Annotated in this window: 12 protein-coding genes and 1 tRNA gene; 8 read left to right on the forward strand and 5 right to left on the reverse strand. The window is 67.8% G+C overall.

From position 1 onward, the window contains the following. Nucleotides 1-3: 3 nt before the first annotated feature. The 4 genes from HPA01S_RS18235 to hemC are packed head-to-tail and all read right to left on the reverse strand — an operon-like array spanning nt 4 to nt 4,360. Nucleotides 4-1,308 (reverse strand): heme biosynthesis protein HemY, encoded by a 1,305-nt coding sequence (locus HPA01S_RS18235; RefSeq protein WP_306307135.1) that lies wholly within the window; start codon nt 1,306-1,308, stop codon nt 4-6. Then, nucleotides 1,308-2,516 (reverse strand): uroporphyrinogen-III C-methyltransferase, encoded by a 1,209-nt coding sequence (locus HPA01S_RS18240; RefSeq protein ID WP_084360804.1) that lies wholly within the window; start codon nt 2,514-2,516, stop codon nt 1,308-1,310. The genes HPA01S_RS18235 and HPA01S_RS18240 overlap by 1 nt, the downstream gene beginning before the upstream one ends. Next, the gene (locus HPA01S_RS18245) at nt 2,513-3,400 is read right to left on the reverse strand and encodes a uroporphyrinogen-III synthase (protein ID WP_066272205.1); all 888 of its coding nucleotides are present in this window, start codon (nt 3,398-3,400) and stop codon (nt 2,513-2,515) included. Before HPA01S_RS18245 ends, HPA01S_RS18240 begins: the two co-directional genes overlap by 4 nt. A 3-nt stretch (nt 3,401-3,403) precedes the next feature. Then, on the reverse strand, nt 3,404-4,360 hold the full coding sequence (gene hemC, locus HPA01S_RS18250) for a hydroxymethylbilane synthase (RefSeq protein WP_066272206.1): 957 nt from the start codon (nt 4,358-4,360) through the stop codon (nt 3,404-3,406). Nucleotides 4,361-4,498: 138 nt separating this feature from the next. Here hemC and ppc point away from each other — a divergent pair, with 138 nt between their 5' ends. The 7 genes from ppc (at nt 4,499) to HPA01S_RS18285 (ending at nt 12,754) form a co-directional block, all read left to right on the forward strand. Then, a complete protein-coding gene (gene ppc, locus HPA01S_RS18255; RefSeq protein WP_066272207.1) occupies nt 4,499-7,360 on the forward strand; it encodes a phosphoenolpyruvate carboxylase in 2,862 nt (953 codons plus the stop codon). A gap of 79 nt (nt 7,361-7,439) precedes the next feature. Continuing rightward, complete coding sequence (locus tag HPA01S_RS18260; protein WP_066272208.1) at nt 7,440-8,297, forward strand: 3',5'-nucleoside bisphosphate phosphatase; 858 nt, start codon at nt 7,440-7,442, stop codon at nt 8,295-8,297. Continuing rightward, nucleotides 8,294-9,205, forward strand: coding sequence for a DMT family transporter (locus HPA01S_RS18265; protein ID WP_084360805.1), 912 nt, complete (start codon nt 8,294-8,296; stop codon nt 9,203-9,205). The genes HPA01S_RS18260 and HPA01S_RS18265 overlap by 4 nt, the downstream gene beginning before the upstream one ends. A 30-nt stretch (nt 9,206-9,235) precedes the next feature. Further along, complete coding sequence (locus HPA01S_RS18270; protein ID WP_066272209.1) at nt 9,236-9,871, forward strand: L-threonylcarbamoyladenylate synthase; 636 nt, start codon at nt 9,236-9,238, stop codon at nt 9,869-9,871. A 78-nt stretch (nt 9,872-9,949) separates the two neighbouring features. Beyond that, nucleotides 9,950-10,618: a site-2 protease family protein gene (locus tag HPA01S_RS18275; protein WP_066272210.1), complete on the forward strand. Its 669-nt coding sequence runs from the start codon at nt 9,950-9,952 to the stop codon at nt 10,616-10,618. 8 nt (nt 10,619-10,626) lie between these two features. Then, nucleotides 10,627-11,919: a tryptophan--tRNA ligase gene (locus HPA01S_RS18280; RefSeq protein WP_066272211.1), complete on the forward strand. Its 1,293-nt coding sequence runs from the start codon at nt 10,627-10,629 to the stop codon at nt 11,917-11,919. 241 nt (nt 11,920-12,160) lie between these two features. Further along, nucleotides 12,161-12,754 (forward strand): LuxR C-terminal-related transcriptional regulator, encoded by a 594-nt coding sequence (locus HPA01S_RS18285; protein ID WP_084360806.1) that lies wholly within the window; start codon nt 12,161-12,163, stop codon nt 12,752-12,754. Between the two features lie 76 nt (nt 12,755-12,830). Here the strand turns inward: HPA01S_RS18285 and HPA01S_RS18290 are convergent, their stop codons facing one another. Further along, the gene (locus HPA01S_RS18290; protein ID WP_066272212.1) at nt 12,831-14,270 is read right to left on the reverse strand and encodes a sensor histidine kinase; all 1,440 of its coding nucleotides are present in this window, start codon (nt 14,268-14,270) and stop codon (nt 12,831-12,833) included. 107 nt (nt 14,271-14,377) lie between these two features. On the opposite strand from HPA01S_RS18290, the gene HPA01S_RS18295 reads away from it, so the two are divergent. Then, a tRNA-Ser gene (locus tag HPA01S_RS18295) sits at nt 14,378-14,468 on the forward strand. Nucleotides 14,469-15,026 lie beyond the last annotated feature (558 nt).

Below are 15,026 nucleotides of genomic sequence, written 5' to 3' on the forward strand. Positions count from 1 at the left end.
TGTTCAGTCCAGCAGCGCCGCCCGCTTCCAAGCCGCGGCCGCAGCCGCTGCATCGTCTCGCTCTTCGGCCAGTTGCGCCAGGGCGCGCCAGGTGCGGCGCAACAGGGCCGGATCGATCAGGCTGTGGCTGGCCATACCCAGCATCTGCGCGGCCTTGCCCCAGAGCTGGCGCTGCATGCAGGCCTGGCCCGCGAGGTATTGCAGAAAGGCGTTCTGCGGCCACTCGCGCTGCAGGTGTTCCAGGCGTGCCAGGCCGGCTGCGTCGAGCTCGCCCAGGCCCGGCTCCTGTGCCAGCACCAGCTGGCGCTGCTGGGCCACGTCCAGGGCGCCGAAGTCGGCCCACAAAGGTTCGAGCCAGGCGCGCACGCGTGCATGCACCACCTGACGGTCTGCCGGCTCGAGGCTGGCCGGCGCGAGCTGGTTGGCGCGCCGTGCGGCGGCCAGCACGATCTCGGGCATGGCGCGTTCGCTCGTGTCCAGCCCCTGCCAGACGCTTTCGAGCTGTGCCAGATCGTGCGCCTCGCGCAGCGCGTCCAGCGCCAGGCCACGCACGATGCTGCTGGAGGCCTCGGCCGAGAAGGCGCGGTGCTTGGCCAGCAGGCGCGCAGTTTCCAGCGCTTCATGGGTATCACCGCCGAGGCGGGCCACACGCAGCTTCAGGCGCAGCGCCTGGATGCGCCGGCCCGCGCCCTGCGGCAGTTCGGCCAGACGGCTGCGCGCGGCATCGGGGTTGCGGTCTTCCACCGCCCAGCGCACCGCGCGCAGCAATGCGCCTTCGTGTGCCTCGGGTGCGCTCTTCGCGAGTGCAGGGCTGAGCGCGGCCTGCAGGTGCTGGTCGCGCCGTTCGTGGTTCTGCAGGGCCTGTGCGCTCTCGGCAACCAGCAGGTGGGCCAGCAACTGCAGTTGGTCGCGGCGCGGCCAGTGGCCGGGTGGCACGCCCTTGAGCTGGTCCAGCGCCTGCTGGGCCGAGGCCTGCGCGCGCACGAAACGGCCCGCGAGCTGGTGCGACAGGGCGTCCATCACGGCGCCGACCACACTGCGTTCCACCTGCTGGCTGCGCCAGCGCTGTGCCTGGGCCGGTAGGTCGCGCAGCAGCGACAAAGCGCGCAGCGCAGCGTGCAGCACCACGAAGCCGACGATCAGGCAGAAGACGACGAAGTTGAAGGAAACGTCAAAACGGTACGGCGGCCAGAACAGGGTGAGCGTGGACTCGTTGTGCCCCACCAGCAGCGCCAGCGCAACCGCCAGTGCGGCCAGGCCGAGCAACCAGAAAACGCTGCGCATGGCGCCACCAAAACGCGCAGCCATCAGCGGCCTCCTGCCGCAGCGGTCAGGGCGGTGAGGGTTTCGTCCGGCCGCGGCAGGGCGCTGTTTTCCAGGTCCTTGCGCAGGCGGGCGAGTGCGGTCTGCGCGGCGGCCACGCGGGGTGCAGTGCTGTCGAAGTAACGCGCCAGCGCGCCTTCCACGGCCACGATGTCGGCCTGGCTGGCCTGCATGTGGCGGGCCAGCAGGCCCAGCCGCGCATTGAGCAGCTTGAGCTTGAGGTTCTCGCGCATGAACAGGGCCTGGTCGGGCGCGATCAGCACGGCTTCGGGGCGGTCGATGCGGCTCACGCGCACCAGCTCACGGCCGTTGCGGCTGACGTCGGCCCAGATGCGATCCCACAGCGCGCCCCAGCCACTGGCCAGGCGGTCCCAGGCGGCACTGAAACCGCTGCCGGTCTCAGCGGTGTCGGTGTCGGCTTCAGGGGCCTCGGCCTTCGCTGTCTCGGTCGCCGCAGGTGCCGCGGGTTTGTTCTTCTTGCCCTTGGCCCCGGGTGCCACCGGCTGGCCGACCTGGTTGAGCAGGGGCCACTCGTCGACCTGGCGCGCGAGGTCGTCCAGTTGCAGCACCAGCGAGGGAATGTCGGCCAGCGAAGCGCCCTGGATGCGCTGGATGTCGCGCGTGATGGCGCGCTGCACCGGGTTCAGGCGCGGCTGGGCGGCGCGCGAAATGCGCTGGTCGGCCGCCTGCAGCGCCGACACCAGCGGCTGCGCGCTGCCGGTCAACTGGGCCTGCTGTTGTGCCAGGCGCAGGGCGGACTCCAGGTCTTCCACCAGGTTGTCGTCACGCGAGCGCGACAAGGACAACATGAGTTCTTCCAGCTGGCTGCGCTGCAGGCTGACCTCGGACAGGCGCAGCTCGGCCACGGCCAGGCGGGCCTGGAGTTCCTGCGTCAGCGCTTCGGCCTGCGCGGCCAGGGTGCGGGCCTCGACCGCCTGCGCCCCGGTGTCCTGGCTGCGGCGCGCCAGCTCCTGCTGCGTGAAGCCCAGCTTCTGCCACATCAGGCCGGTGGTCAGCAGGGCAACCGCCGCCATCAGCAGCGCAACCCAGGTCAGCACACGCCCTGGCTGGCGCAGCTCGGCAGCAGGCTTGGCCACAGCCGGCGGCGCCGGCGTGGCGGCGGGCGGCACGGGGGCGGGCGCAGGCGCGGGCGGCGGTGCGGCGGGGGTGGGGTCTTGGTGTTCTGGGCTCATGGTGGGGTCCAGGTGGATTCTAGAGCGCGCACCACGTCGGCCAGCGCGGGTCGCGTTTCCACCACGTGGCCAAACCCGCTGTGTTGTGCGGCGGCTGCAATGCGCGGGTGCGTGACCAGCGCACTGGCCCGCGCCCAGGCCGACGCCGGGTACAGCGCCTGCAGGGGTGTGAACGCTTCCGAACTGCTGAACAGCCAGACGCTGCCGGGCTCACGCGCGCCTTCGACGTGTTGCAGGTCTTGCGCCGACAGCACGGGCGGGCGCCGCGCGTAGGCGACGCAGCCCTGCACCTGGGCGCCGGCGGCCTGGCACTGGCGGATCAGCCACTCGCGGCCGCTGCCGGCCACGGCCTGGCCGTCGTCAGGCGCGTCGGCCGCGCCCGCGGACGTGCCGCGCACGACCAGCACGCGCCGGCCCGGGCCGACCTGCCCGGCCACCACCGGCCAGAGGTGTTCGGAGTCGAACTGCGCGGCATCGGTTGCGGGGGCGTCGATGCGGTCGGGCGGCAGGCCGAGCCGGGCCAGCGCTTCGGCCAGCACACGTGCCGTGCCCGGGCCAGGGGCCCAGAAGCGGGTGCGCGATGGCGCCGATGCCGATGCCGGCGCGAGTGCGCGTTCCGGTGCGTCGGAGAAAAAATGCTTCACCGCCGCCGCACTGACGAACATGATGGCGTCGGCCTCGGCCCAGTGCGCGCGCCAGTGGCTCAGGGCCTGTTGTTCGTGCTCGGTGGCGGGCGCGGCGATCTCGATCAGCGGCAATGCCAGTGCGGGCCAGCCCTGCTCGCACAGGGCCGCGGCCCAGTTGGCCGCTTCGGGCGCAGGCCGGGTGACGATGAGCCGTTCGAGCCGGCTCGATCCGGTGGGCGGGGTCTGCGGGCCCGCCAAGTTTCAGGCTCCCGCCGCGGGTGGTGCGGCGCCCGCGGCACGCAGGGCCAGGGCCACCCGCTGGCCCAGTTCTTCGGCCGCCAGCAGGCTGTCGACACGGGCCTGTTCGTGCACACGCACCAGCGGCTGCCGGCCTTCGGGGTCACCCCAGGCCGCGGTCAGCAACAGCTCACCCTCGGACACCCAGTCGGCGTAGGCGGCCAGCGGCATGGAGCAACTGCCACCCATGGCGCGCGAGACCGTGCGTTCGGCCGCCACGCGCAGCCAGGTGGGCGGGTGCGCCAGCGGCGCCAGTGCGGCCACCAGGTCGGCGCGGTGGGCGCGCACCTCGATGCCCAACGCGCCCTGCCCGGCCGCCGGCAGGGATTCGGCCGGTTCAAAGATGTGGCGGATGCGCTCGCCCAGGCCCAGGCGCTTGAGGCCCGCGGCCGCCAGCACGATGGCGTGGTACTGGCCTTCGTCGAGCTTGCGCAGCCGTGTGTCGAGGTTGCCGCGCAACGGCTCGATGCGCACGTCGGTGCGGCCCAACGCGTCCAGCGCCTCGCGCAGCAGCACCAGGCGGCGCAGGCTGGAGGTGCCGACCACGGCGTCGGCCGGCAGATCGGCCAGGCCGGCGCAGTGCGGCGACACCCAGGCGTCGCGTGGGTCTTCGCGCTCCATCACGCAGGCGAGCGAGAAACCGGTGGGCAGCTCCATCGGCACGTCCTTGAGCGAGTGCACGGCGATGTCGGCACGGCCGTCTTCCAGCGCCAGTTCGAGTTCTTTCACGAACAGGCCCTTGCCGCCGACCTTGGACAGGCTGCGGTCGAGGATCTGGTCGCCCAGGGTGGTCATGCCGAGCAGGCTGACGCGGTGGCCCAGGCCTTCGAGCAAGGCCTTGACGTGCTCGGCCTGCCAGAGGGCGAGGCGGCTTTCGCGGGTGGCGATGGTGATCGCCAGGGCGGGAGAAGATGGGGGCATGGGATGGGGTCCGGAAGGGGCCGGCAAGGCTCGGGCGATTTGGTACCCGGCAGGTAACGGAGCGGTGTTCGGGGATGCTAGCATGGCCTGTTGTCCCGAGTGCCCAGCCCATCCCCTCATTCCAACACCCAGCACGCCATGACGCGAAGCCCTGCCCGCACCTCACCCAAGTCCTCTGTCCGCAAGGGCGCCGGCCGGGCCGACAAGGACCAGCCTCTGATCGACGACATCCGGCTGCTGGGCCGCATCCTCGGTGACGTGATCCGCGAACAGGAGGGCCAGGCCGCATTCGACCTGATCGAGCAGATCCGCCAGCTCTCGGTGGCCTTCCGCCTGCACGCCGACCAGTCGGCCGACAAGGCACTCAAGAAGCTGCTCAAAGGCCTGAGCGGCGACCGCGCGGTGAGCGTGATCCGCGCCTTCACCTACTTCAGCCACCTGGCCAACCTCGCCGAGGACCGCCACCACATCCGCCGCCGCGCGGTGCACGAACACGCCGGTGACACCCAGGAAGGCAGCCTGGCGCGCACGCTGCAGCGGCTTCAGAAAGCCGGCATCGAGCCGGCCGAGGTGGTGCGCACGCTGGCCGACGCCCACATCTCGCCGGTGCTCACCGCCCACCCGACCGAGGTGCAGCGCAAGAGCATCCTGGACGCCGAGCGCGCCATCGCGCGCCTGCTGAGCGAACGCGACGACCCGCAGCGCCTGCCGCGCGAGCGCGCCGACATCGAGGCCCAGATCCGCGCGCGTGTCACGCAGCTGTGGCAGACCCGCCTGCTGCGTTTCACCAAGCTCACCGTGGCCGATGAAATCGAAAACGCGCTGAGTTATTACGAGGCCACCTTCCTCACGCAGATACCGCGCCTGTACCGCGAACTGGAAGACGGCCTGGGCGCTGGCAACAGCGACGGTGACGATGTGGACCTGATCGCGCCCTTCCTGCGCATGGGGCAGTGGATCGGTGGCGACCGCGACGGCAACCCCAACGTCACCGCCGACACCCTGCAGCTCGCGCTGGACAGCCAGGCCGACATGGCGCTGCGCCACCACCTCACGCAGCTGCACCACCTGGGCGCCGAGCTGTCGGTCTCGGCCGTGCTCACCAGTGTGAGCCCCGAGATGCAGGCCCTGGCCGAGCGCTCGCCCGATACCAACCCGCACCGGCTGGACGAACCCTACCGCCGCGCCCTCACCGGCATGTACGCGCGCCTGGCGGCCACGCTGCAGCACCTCACCGGGCGAGAAGCAGCGCGCCACGCGATCGCACCGCAAGACCCCTACACCAGCGCCAAAGAACTGCTGGCCGACCTGCGCACCATCGAAGCCTCGCTGAAGGCCAACCACGGCGCGGCGCTGGCACGCGCGCGCCTGCAGCCGCTGATGCGCGCTGTGCAGGTGTTCGGCTTCCACCTCGCCACGGTGGACCTGCGGCAAAGCTCGGACAAACACGAAGAAGTGGTGGCCGAGCTGCTGGCCGCGGCGCGCATCGAACCACAATACTCGGCACTCGACGAGGCCGGCAAACGCGCCGTGCTGCTGCGCCAGCTCAACGACGCCCGGCCGCTGCGCGTGCCCGGCACCGTGTACTCGCCCCACACCCTGGGCGAACTGGCCATCTTCGACACCGCACGCAGCGGGCGCGAGCGTTTTGGCGCGCAGGCAATCCGCCACGCCATCATCAGCCACACCGAAACCGTGAGCGACCTGCTGGAGCTGTTGCTGCTGCAGAAAGAAGCCGGCCTGATGCGCGGCACCCTGGCCGAAGACGCGGTCTGCGACCTGATCGTGGTGCCGCTGTTTGAAACCATCGAAGACCTGCGCAACGCCGCGCCCATCATGCGCGACTATCTCGCCCTGCCCGGCGTGCGCGCCATGGTGCGGCGCGGTGCGGCCGATGGCTACAGCGAGCAGGACATCATGCTGGGCTATTCCGACAGCAACAAGGACGGCGGCATCTTCACCAGCAACTGGGAGCTGTACCGCGCCGAGATCGCGCTGGTGGAACTGTTCGACACGCTCAACAAGGGCAGCGACAAGCCGCTGCAACTGCGCATGTACCACGGCCGCGGCGGCACGGTGGGCCGTGGCGGTGGCCCGAGCTTCCAGGCCATCCTGGCGCAGCCACCCGGCACCGTGCGCGGCCAGATCCGCCTGACCGAACAGGGCGAGGTGATCGGCTCCAAGTACGCCAACCCCGAGATCGGGCGGCGCAACCTGGAGACCCTGGTGGCCGCCACGCTGGAAGCCACCCTGCTCAAGTCGACGCGCAACGCGCCCGCAGCCTTCCTGGCTGCGGCCGACGAAATCTCGCGCCAGAGCATGGCGGCCTACCGCGCGCTGGTCTACGACACCCCGCGTTTTGCCGAGTACTTCTTCGCCGCCACGCCGATCCGCGAAATCGCCGAACTCAACATCGGCTCACGACCGGCCTCGCGCAAGGCCACGCAGAAGATCGAAGACCTGCGCGCCATTCCCTGGGGCTTCAGCTGGGGCCAGTGCCGCCTCACGCTGCCGGGCTGGTACGGCTTCGGTTCGGCCGTGCACAGCTTCCTGCACCGCGACGGCCCCAAGGGCGTGGCGGCGCAAAAGGCGTTGCTGCAGAAGATGGTCAAGCAGTGGCCTTTCTTCAGCACCCTGCTCTCCAACATGGACATGGTGCTGGCCAAGAGCGACCTGGCACTGGCGTCACGTTACTCCGAACTGATGCCCGACAAGCGCCTGCGCAACCAGGTGTTCAAGGCGATCGAGCTCGAGTGGCAACGCACCGCCGATGCACTCGCGCTCATCACCGGCGACAAGCAGCGGCTGGTCAACAACGCAGCGCTGCAACGCTCGATGCGCCACCGCTTCCCCTACATCGACCCGCTGCACCACCTGCAGGTGGAGCTGGTGCGGCGCTACCGCGCCGGCGAACACGGGGCCGACCGCGACGAGCGGGTGCGCCGCGGCATCCACATCTCCATCAACGGCATCGCCGCCGGCCTGCGCAACACCGGCTAGGCCCGGGAGCCGCGGGCGGCCCCAACCGCCCGAACCCACTTGAGCAACGCGGTGTGCCCGGAGTCCCTAAAATGGCCCGGTGAACACCTTGCTCAACGCCGACCTGCACTGCCACTCCGTCATCTCCGACGGCACGCTCACGCCTGAAGCCCTGGCGCAGCGCGCCAAGGCCAACGGGGTGGAGCTCTGGGCGTTGACCGACCACGACGAACTTGGCGGCCAGGACCGCGCCATCGCCGCCGCCCGCGAAGCCGGCTTGGCGTACCTCACCGGCGTCGAGATCTCGGTCACCTTTGCCGGCACCACCGTGCACATCGTCGGCCTGGGCATGGACCACCAACACCCGGCCCTGTTGAGCGGCCTGCACGCCACCCGCGGTGGACGCGAAGAGCGGGCGCGCGAAATGAGTGACGGCCTGGCGCGCGTCGGCATCACCGGCGTCTACGAAGGTGCGCTGAAGTACGTCGGCAACCCCGAGCTGATCTCGCGCTCGCACTTCGCGCGCTACATGGTGGAGATCGGTGTCTGCAAGGACATCAGCGAAGTGTTCCGCAAGTACATCACCGAAGGCAAACCCGGCTTCGTGCCGCACCGCTGGGCCTCGCTGGCCAACGCCGTGGGCTGGATCACCGAATCCGGCGGCGAGGCGGTGATCGCCCACCCAGGGCGCTACAAGCTCACGCCGAACGAAGAGTTTGCGCTGTTCACCGAGTTCAAGGCCCACGGCGGCCGCGGCGTGGAGGTGATGACCGGTGCCCACGGCCAGGCCGACTATGTGAAGTACGCCGGCTACTGCCAGGAGTTCGGCCTCGCCGCCTCGCGCGGCAGCGACTTCCACAGCCCCGAAGAAAGCCACACCGATCTGGGCAAGCTGCCCGATCTGCCCGGCAGCGTCACCCCGGTGTGGGCGCTGCTGGAATCGCGCATCCAGCAATGATGGCGGCGCCCGCCCGCCACCCGCCCGCGCAGGCCGTGCTGGGCATTGCCTTCCTCGTGCTCGCCACGGCCTGTTTTGCCGTGCTCGACACCTCGGTCAAGTACGTCGGTGCCTTCGTGCCGGTGCTCATCGCCGTGTGGTTCCGTTATGTGTTCCACGCCGTCGTGGTCAGCGCCGTGATGCTGCCGGTGCGTGGCCGCAGCCTGGCGCGCACGCAGCACCCGCGCTTTCAGCTGCTGCGCGGCGCCCTGCTGCTGACGGTGAGCGCGTTGTCCTTCGTGGCCCTGCAGTACATGCCGGTGGGCGAGTTCACTGCCATCGTGATGATCACGCCGCTGGTGGTCACACTGCTGGCCGCGCTGTTCCTGCGCGAACGGGTGTCGGCGCTGCGCTGGCTGCTGGTCAGCGGCGGGTTTGCCGGTGCCCTGCTGGTGGTGCGCCCGGGTGGCGACGTGATCGGCTGGGCCAGCCTGCTGCCGCTGGTGATGGTGTTCACCTACGCCTGGTTCCAGATCCTCACCAGCAAGATGGCGCGCACCGAAGACCCGATGACCATGCACTTCTACACCGGCTGGGTCGGTGCCCTGGGCTCCAGCCTGTTGCTGCCGCTGGTGTGGCAGCAGATTCCGGACGCCGCCACCTTCGCCATCCTGTGCCTGATAGGGCTGATGGGCACGGTGGGCCACTTCCTGCTGATCCTGGCGTTCCAGCGCACCCAGGCCTCCACCCTCACACCCTACCTGTACGGACAGATCGGCTTTGCCATGTTCTGCGGCTGGCTGGTGTTTGGCCACGTGCCGGGCGCGCTGGAGCTCACCGGCATCGCCATGATCGTGCTCTGCGGCGCCACCGCCAGCTGGCTCACCGCACGCGACCGGCGTTTGCCGGTGGAACCACCGGAAGCATGAGTGGACTTCAGAGCGGATCACAATCAGGCCATGTCCCAGTTTTTTGAAGTCCATCCCGACAATCCGCAGCCGCGCCTGCTCAAACAGGCGGCGCAGCTGCTCGAACGCGGCGGCGTGCTCGCGGTGCCGACCGATTCGAGCTATGCCCTGGTCTGCCAGCTCGACGACAAGGCCGCGGCCGACCGCCTGCGCCGCATCCGCCAGGTGGACGACAAACACCACCTCACCCTGCTCTGCCGCGACCTCAGCGAACTCGCGAGCTACGCCAAGGTGGACAACCGGCAGTACCGCCTGCTCAAGCTCGCCACGCCGGGCGCGTACACCTTCATCCTGGAAGCCAGCAAGGAAGTGCCACGCCGCGTGAGCCACCCCTCGCGCAAGACCATCGGCCTGCGCGTGCCGGATCACAAGGCCCTGCAGACCCTGCTGGAGCTGCACAACGCGCCGCTGCTGGCCACCACCCTGATCCTGCCGGGCGAGACCGACCCGCTGAACGACGCGCAACAGATCCGCGAGCGCCTGGAGCACGAACTGGCCGGTGTGATCGACGCCGGTGCCTGCGCGCTGGAGCCCACCACGGTGGTCGACCTCACGCCCATGGGCAGCGGTGGCGAGCCCGAGGTGGTGCGCAGCGGCCAGGGTGCGCTCGGCCCGCTCGGCCTCTGAGTTCCGCCGTCTCCGGCACACCGACGCCTTCTTTCCCACTCTGGGACAATCAACCCCTGCCCACCGCGCCTGCCCGACATGGATTTCGCCCAGATCGTTCAAACCGTCGCCCTCTACGCCATTCCGGTGCTGTTCGCGATCACGCTGCACGAAGCCGCCCACGGCTACGCCGCCAAACACTACGGAGACAACACGGCCGAGATGCTGGGTCGCATCACGCTCAACCCGGTCAAGCACATCGATCCGCTGGGCACGATCGCGATGCCGCTGCTGCTGTACTTCGCCACCTCGGGCGTGTTCCTGTTCGGGTATGCCAAGCCGGTGCCGGTGAACTTCGGCCGTCTGCGCAACCCCAAGCGCGACATGATCTGGGTGGCACTGGCCGGCCCGGGCGCCAACCTGGTCCAGGCCATCGGCTGGAGCGTGCTGTTCTACGTGCTGGTCGCCAGCGGCGTGCGCGAGCCGTTCTTCCTCAAGATGTGCGAGGCCGGCGTGCGGGTCAACCTCGTCATGTTCGCCTTCAACCTGTTCCCGCTGCCGCCACTTGATGGTGGCCGCGTGCTGGTCGGCCTGCTGCCCTGGAAACAGGCCGCGCTGGTATCGCGTGTCGAGCCCTTTGGTTTCTTCATCGTGATGGCGCTGGTGATCTCCGGCATCGTGAGCACCTTCTGGTTGCGGCCACTGATGTCGATCACCCAGAGCGCCATCCAGTTTCTGCTCTCCCCTCTTCGTTCGCTGCTGCTCTGAACCGTCCCATGAAAAACCAACGCGTCCTCACAGGCATCACCACCTCGGGCACCCCGCACCTGGGCAACTACGTGGGCTCGGTGCGCCCCTCGGTCCGCTTCAGCCGCCAGCCCGGCGTGCAGAGTTTTTATTTCCTGGCCGACTACCACGCGCTGATTAAGGTCGGTGAGCCGGCGCGCGTGCAGCGCTCCACGCTGGAGATTGCCGCCACCTGGCTGGCCTGCGGGCTCGATCCCGAACGCGTGACGTTCTACCGCCAGTCCGACATCCCCGAGATCCCCGAACTCAGCTGGCTGCTGACCTGCGTCACCGGCAAGGGTGTGCTCAACCGCGCCCACGCCTACAAGGCCTCGGTGGACAAGAACAACGCCGCCGGCATGGACCCCGACGCCGGCGTGACCGCCGGCCTCTTCATGTACCCGGTGCTGATGGCCGCCGACATCCTGATGTTCAACGCGCACCGGGTGCCGGTGGGCCGCGACCAGATCCAGCACATCGAGATGGCGCGCGACATCGCGTCCAGCTTCAACCACCTCTACGGCGAGCACTTCACCCTGCCCGAAGCCGAGACCGAAGAACACGTCGCCCTGCTGCCCGGCCTGGACGGGCGCAAGATGAGCAAGAGCTACGACAACACGATTCCGTTGTTCGTGCCGCGCGAGCAACTGCGCAAGCTCATCATGGGCATCGTCACCGACTCGCGCGCACCTGGCGAACCCAAGTCCACCGAAGGCTCGGCACTGTTCCAGCTCTACCAGGCCTTTGCGTCGGCAGAAGAAACCGCCGCACTCGCCAAGGCCTTCGCCGACGGCATCGCCTGGGGCGACGCCAAGCAGACCCTGTTCGAGCGGCTCGATCAGGAAATCACCCCGATGCGCGAGCTCTACAACGAGCTGATGCAGAACCCGGCACAGATCGAAAAAACCCTGCTGGCCGGCGCCGACAAGGCCCGCGCCATTGCCACCCCGTTCACGGCACGCCTGCGCGAAGCGGTGGGCCTGCGCCGGCTCGACAGCGCCGTGTCGTCGGTGGCCACCAAGCAGGCCAAGGCGTCAGCACCGGCCTTCAAACAATACCGCGAGAGCGACGGCCAGTTCTACTTCAAGCTGGTCGATGCAGACGGCACGCTGCTGCTGCAGAGCACCGGGTTTGCATCCGGCAAAGACGCGGCCCAGGCCATCGCACAGCTGCAGCAGCAAGGAGCCCAGGCCCTGACTGCGCTGCAGGAGCGCCTGGCCGTGCAGGGCGACAGCGAGGCGCTGGCATCAGCCCTCTCCCATTTCGGCGCGCAGGCCGCGTAGTACCTTGGTTCGCTGCTATGCAATGCGCGTTTGAGTGACAATCGGGGCACGCCTTTGAGGCGTGTCAGCGAACCCGGAGGAACGGTTTTCAACCGCTCGCACGGGACCACCAGTTTCAGTATTCCGATGTGTTTGCGTGCGAAAGCAAATGGAGTGGGTTCATTCCGGCCCAGTTTGTTGTCGCCAAATGTTGAAGATGTCGATATGCTGTCATGTTGAAACATATTTACCAGCAAGCAGAATGAGCATTTTTGTAATCGATGACCACCCGCTGATGCGCGAAGCTGTTGTCATGCTGCTGCGCCGCCTCCGCGCCTCCACCCAGGTGGTGGAGCTTGAACGCCTGGCGGCGGTCAGCAAAGCGATTACCGAACACGGTGAACCCGAGCTGGTCTGCCTGGACTTGAAGCTGCCCGACACCAACGGCGTCTCCGGCGTGCGCGAAGTGCGCCAGATGCTGCCCGACACCTCCCTCATCGTGCTGTCGGCCTCACCCTCTTCCGACTACGAAGACCTGGCCCGCGAAGCCGGCGCCGATGCCTATGTGGAGAAGTCCGCCGGCGCGGCCCAGATTGCCAAAGTGCTGCGCGAATTCCTGGCCGAAGAAGTCGAGGACGAGAACGCGCCAACCATCCCGGAAAAACTCTCCAAGCGCCAGAAGCAGCTGCTGGTGATGCTGGACCGGGGCCTGAGCAACCGCGACATTGCCGAACAACTGCAGATCAGTGAACACACGGTCAAGGTGCACCTGTGGCGCCTGTTCCGCCGTCTGAACGTGAAGAGCCGCTCGCAAGCCAGCCACCTGGCCCGCACCGCCGGCCTGCTCGACCTCTGAGCCCCGCTGCCGGCGCGGCACCCGCCCCGGCAGCACACATCGCTATCCCCCCAAGTAGCCCGCCTCGCCGGCCCGGTCAGAACCCGGAGGCGTGGCGCTCCGGCAAGCCCGACGGTGATGCTTCGCTGGACTCGCGCTGGGTGAAGTCCGGCAGCATCACACGGAACACGCTGCCCCGACTGGCCACCGAGTTGAGCGCCAGCTGATAGCCCATCAACGAAGTGAGCTTGGATACGATGGTCAGCCCCAGGCCCAGGCTGTCTTCGGTGCCCTGGTGTTGCGAGACCCGAAAGAACTCCTGAAAGATCGCCTGCTGGTGCTCGCGCGCAATGCCGACACCCGTGTCCCAGACCTCGAACACCAGCATGTCCTCGCGGTGGCGCAAGGCCAGCAGCACGCCACCTTGGTGGGTGTGGCGCAAAGCGTTGGACACCAGGTTGCCCAGGATGCGGCGCAGCACCACCGGGTCTGACCAGATCGTGGTCTGGCGCGCATGGGTGCGCAGCCGCAGCGACTTGCCCTGCGCTACCGGTTCGAACTGCAAGGACAGATCGGCAAAGAGCTTTCTCACATCCACGTGCTGCAGCCGTACCTTGTAGTTGCCGGCATCGATGCGTGTGAGGTCGAACAAGGAGTCGAACAACTCGTTGATGGCGCGCGTGGACTGCAGGATGCGCGGCGCGATGTCGCGCGCCATCTCGGGCTCGGTGGCCAGCCAGTCGGCGTACAGGCTCAGCGCGTGCACCGGCTGGCGCAGGTCGTGCGCGGCCGAGGCCAGGAAACGGTTCTTGGTGGCCACGGCACGCAGCGACGCCCGCGTCTGCAACGTGAGCGAATCGATCAGCTCCTGGTTGGAGAACTGCAGCTCAAAGCTGGAGCGGTGCACCTCGTGCAGGCGCTGACCCGCCATCATCAACAGGGCCCAGAACACCACCTGCAAGGCCACCAGCACCAGACCGATCTGCACCGCTTCCCGGTCATGCAGCAGGGGAATCGTGTTCCATATCAGACCGACCAACCAGGAAAACACCAGCGCATTGGCGTAACGGCGGAACAGCGGCAGGTAGGCATTGAAGGCGGTGAGCGTGAGCAAGGCGTGGCCCAGGGCCACGATGCCGCAGACAAACTGGATGGCCGCGGGAGCCTGCTGGAAACTCAACAGCACCGGACCGCCCCACAGCAGCGCCGTGACAGTCCACCACCATTGGTACCGCTCGACAAACGCCATGCGCTGCGGCCCTTCCATGCTGTCGTGCCGCAGGCGGTAGACCACGATGAGGCGGTACCTCTGCACCAGCACAAGCAGACTCAGAACGGCCCAGACCCCCAACGCAATCGGATTCGAGTGGCCCGCCAGCAGGAGCACCAACACCGGCAAGGACAAGGCCCCCGCCAGCAGCGAAGGCCCCATGTTGTCCATCAGCACACCGATGAGTTGCGAGTTCACCCAAAGATCTCGCACCTCCGGCGTGGCGGGCACATGCTGATAGGTGGCGGGTTGGGTGTCGACGAGCATGAGGATCCATCACACAAAGGTGCAGGCATTCTCTCACCGTGGCATGAAAGGTGCCGACCGGAACCAGACCCGCCTCGGGTGCTGCTAGAATCGCAGGCTTCGAACACGGAGAGGTGGCAGAGTGGTCGAATGCGCGGGACTCGAAATCCCGTGTACGTTTTCAACGTACCGTGGGTTCGAATCCCACCCTCTCCGCCACGACACAAGCAAATATGCGGCCTCCGGGCCGCTTTTTTGTTTTTTACACCATCACTTCTACCAATACGTGAGGTGCTTGCTCAGCGACTCGAAGCTCCCTATGCAATGGAGAAGTCTTCAGGCCCTCAATTGCCGCTATGCAGCGGTTGCAGACGATTCGGATGCCGTGATGCTCGCATGGTCATTGCCACACTGCAGTCATTCAGGCTCTGGCAGTGAGTGGGCTTGAGAGTCAGCTATCGGGGGTGCTGCAGACTTCGCAGGATTTGTGGCGCGCACGCGGCACTTCGATGCGCCTACCCCCGGATGTTCGTCCTCCAGCAAACGTACCCCGCTCGCGTGTCGGACATCGGCCACAATCAGGCGTTCAACTCCAGCCCCTAGATTTGCACCAGGGATGCTTGACGATTGCGTCATGTTTCCCACATCACCATATGCACAGCAAGCACTGCGCAATCTGCAATCTGCAATCTGCAATCTGCAATCTGCAATCAGGAGTTTCCAAGTGGGGCTTGGACTTGCTCGCACTGCGGTGCAGGCCCCGTCATAGAGTCTGAC

It is taken from the genome of Hydrogenophaga palleronii NBRC 102513 (assembly GCF_001571225.1).
GTDB classification, from domain to species: domain Bacteria; phylum Pseudomonadota; class Gammaproteobacteria; order Burkholderiales; family Burkholderiaceae_C; genus Hydrogenophaga; species Hydrogenophaga palleronii.

What these genes read in the sequence shown, in the direction of transcription:
- HPA01S_RS18235 (WP_306307135.1), bottom strand. Translation starts at nt 1,308, where the DNA reads ATGGCTGCGCGTTTTGGTGGCGCCATGCGCAGCGTTTTCTGGTTGCTC.
- HPA01S_RS18240 (WP_084360804.1), bottom strand. Translation starts at nt 2,516, where the DNA reads ATGAGCCCAGAACACCAAGACCCCACCCCCGCCGCACCGCCGCCCGCG.
- hemC (WP_066272206.1), bottom strand. Translation starts at nt 4,360, where the DNA reads ATGCCCCCATCTTCTCCCGCCCTGGCGATCACCATCGCCACCCGCGAA.
- ppc (WP_066272207.1), top strand. Translation starts at nt 4,499, where the DNA reads ATGACGCGAAGCCCTGCCCGCACCTCACCCAAGTCCTCTGTCCGCAAG.
- HPA01S_RS18265 (WP_084360805.1), top strand. Translation starts at nt 8,294, where the DNA reads ATGATGGCGGCGCCCGCCCGCCACCCGCCCGCGCAGGCCGTGCTGGGC.
- HPA01S_RS18270 (WP_066272209.1), top strand. Translation starts at nt 9,236, where the DNA reads ATGTCCCAGTTTTTTGAAGTCCATCCCGACAATCCGCAGCCGCGCCTG.
- HPA01S_RS18275 (WP_066272210.1), top strand. Translation starts at nt 9,950, where the DNA reads ATGGATTTCGCCCAGATCGTTCAAACCGTCGCCCTCTACGCCATTCCG.
- HPA01S_RS18280 (WP_066272211.1), top strand. Translation starts at nt 10,627, where the DNA reads ATGAAAAACCAACGCGTCCTCACAGGCATCACCACCTCGGGCACCCCG.
- HPA01S_RS18285 (WP_084360806.1), top strand. Translation starts at nt 12,161, where the DNA reads ATGAGCATTTTTGTAATCGATGACCACCCGCTGATGCGCGAAGCTGTT.
- HPA01S_RS18290 (WP_066272212.1), bottom strand. Translation starts at nt 14,270, where the DNA reads ATGCTCGTCGACACCCAACCCGCCACCTATCAGCATGTGCCCGCCACG.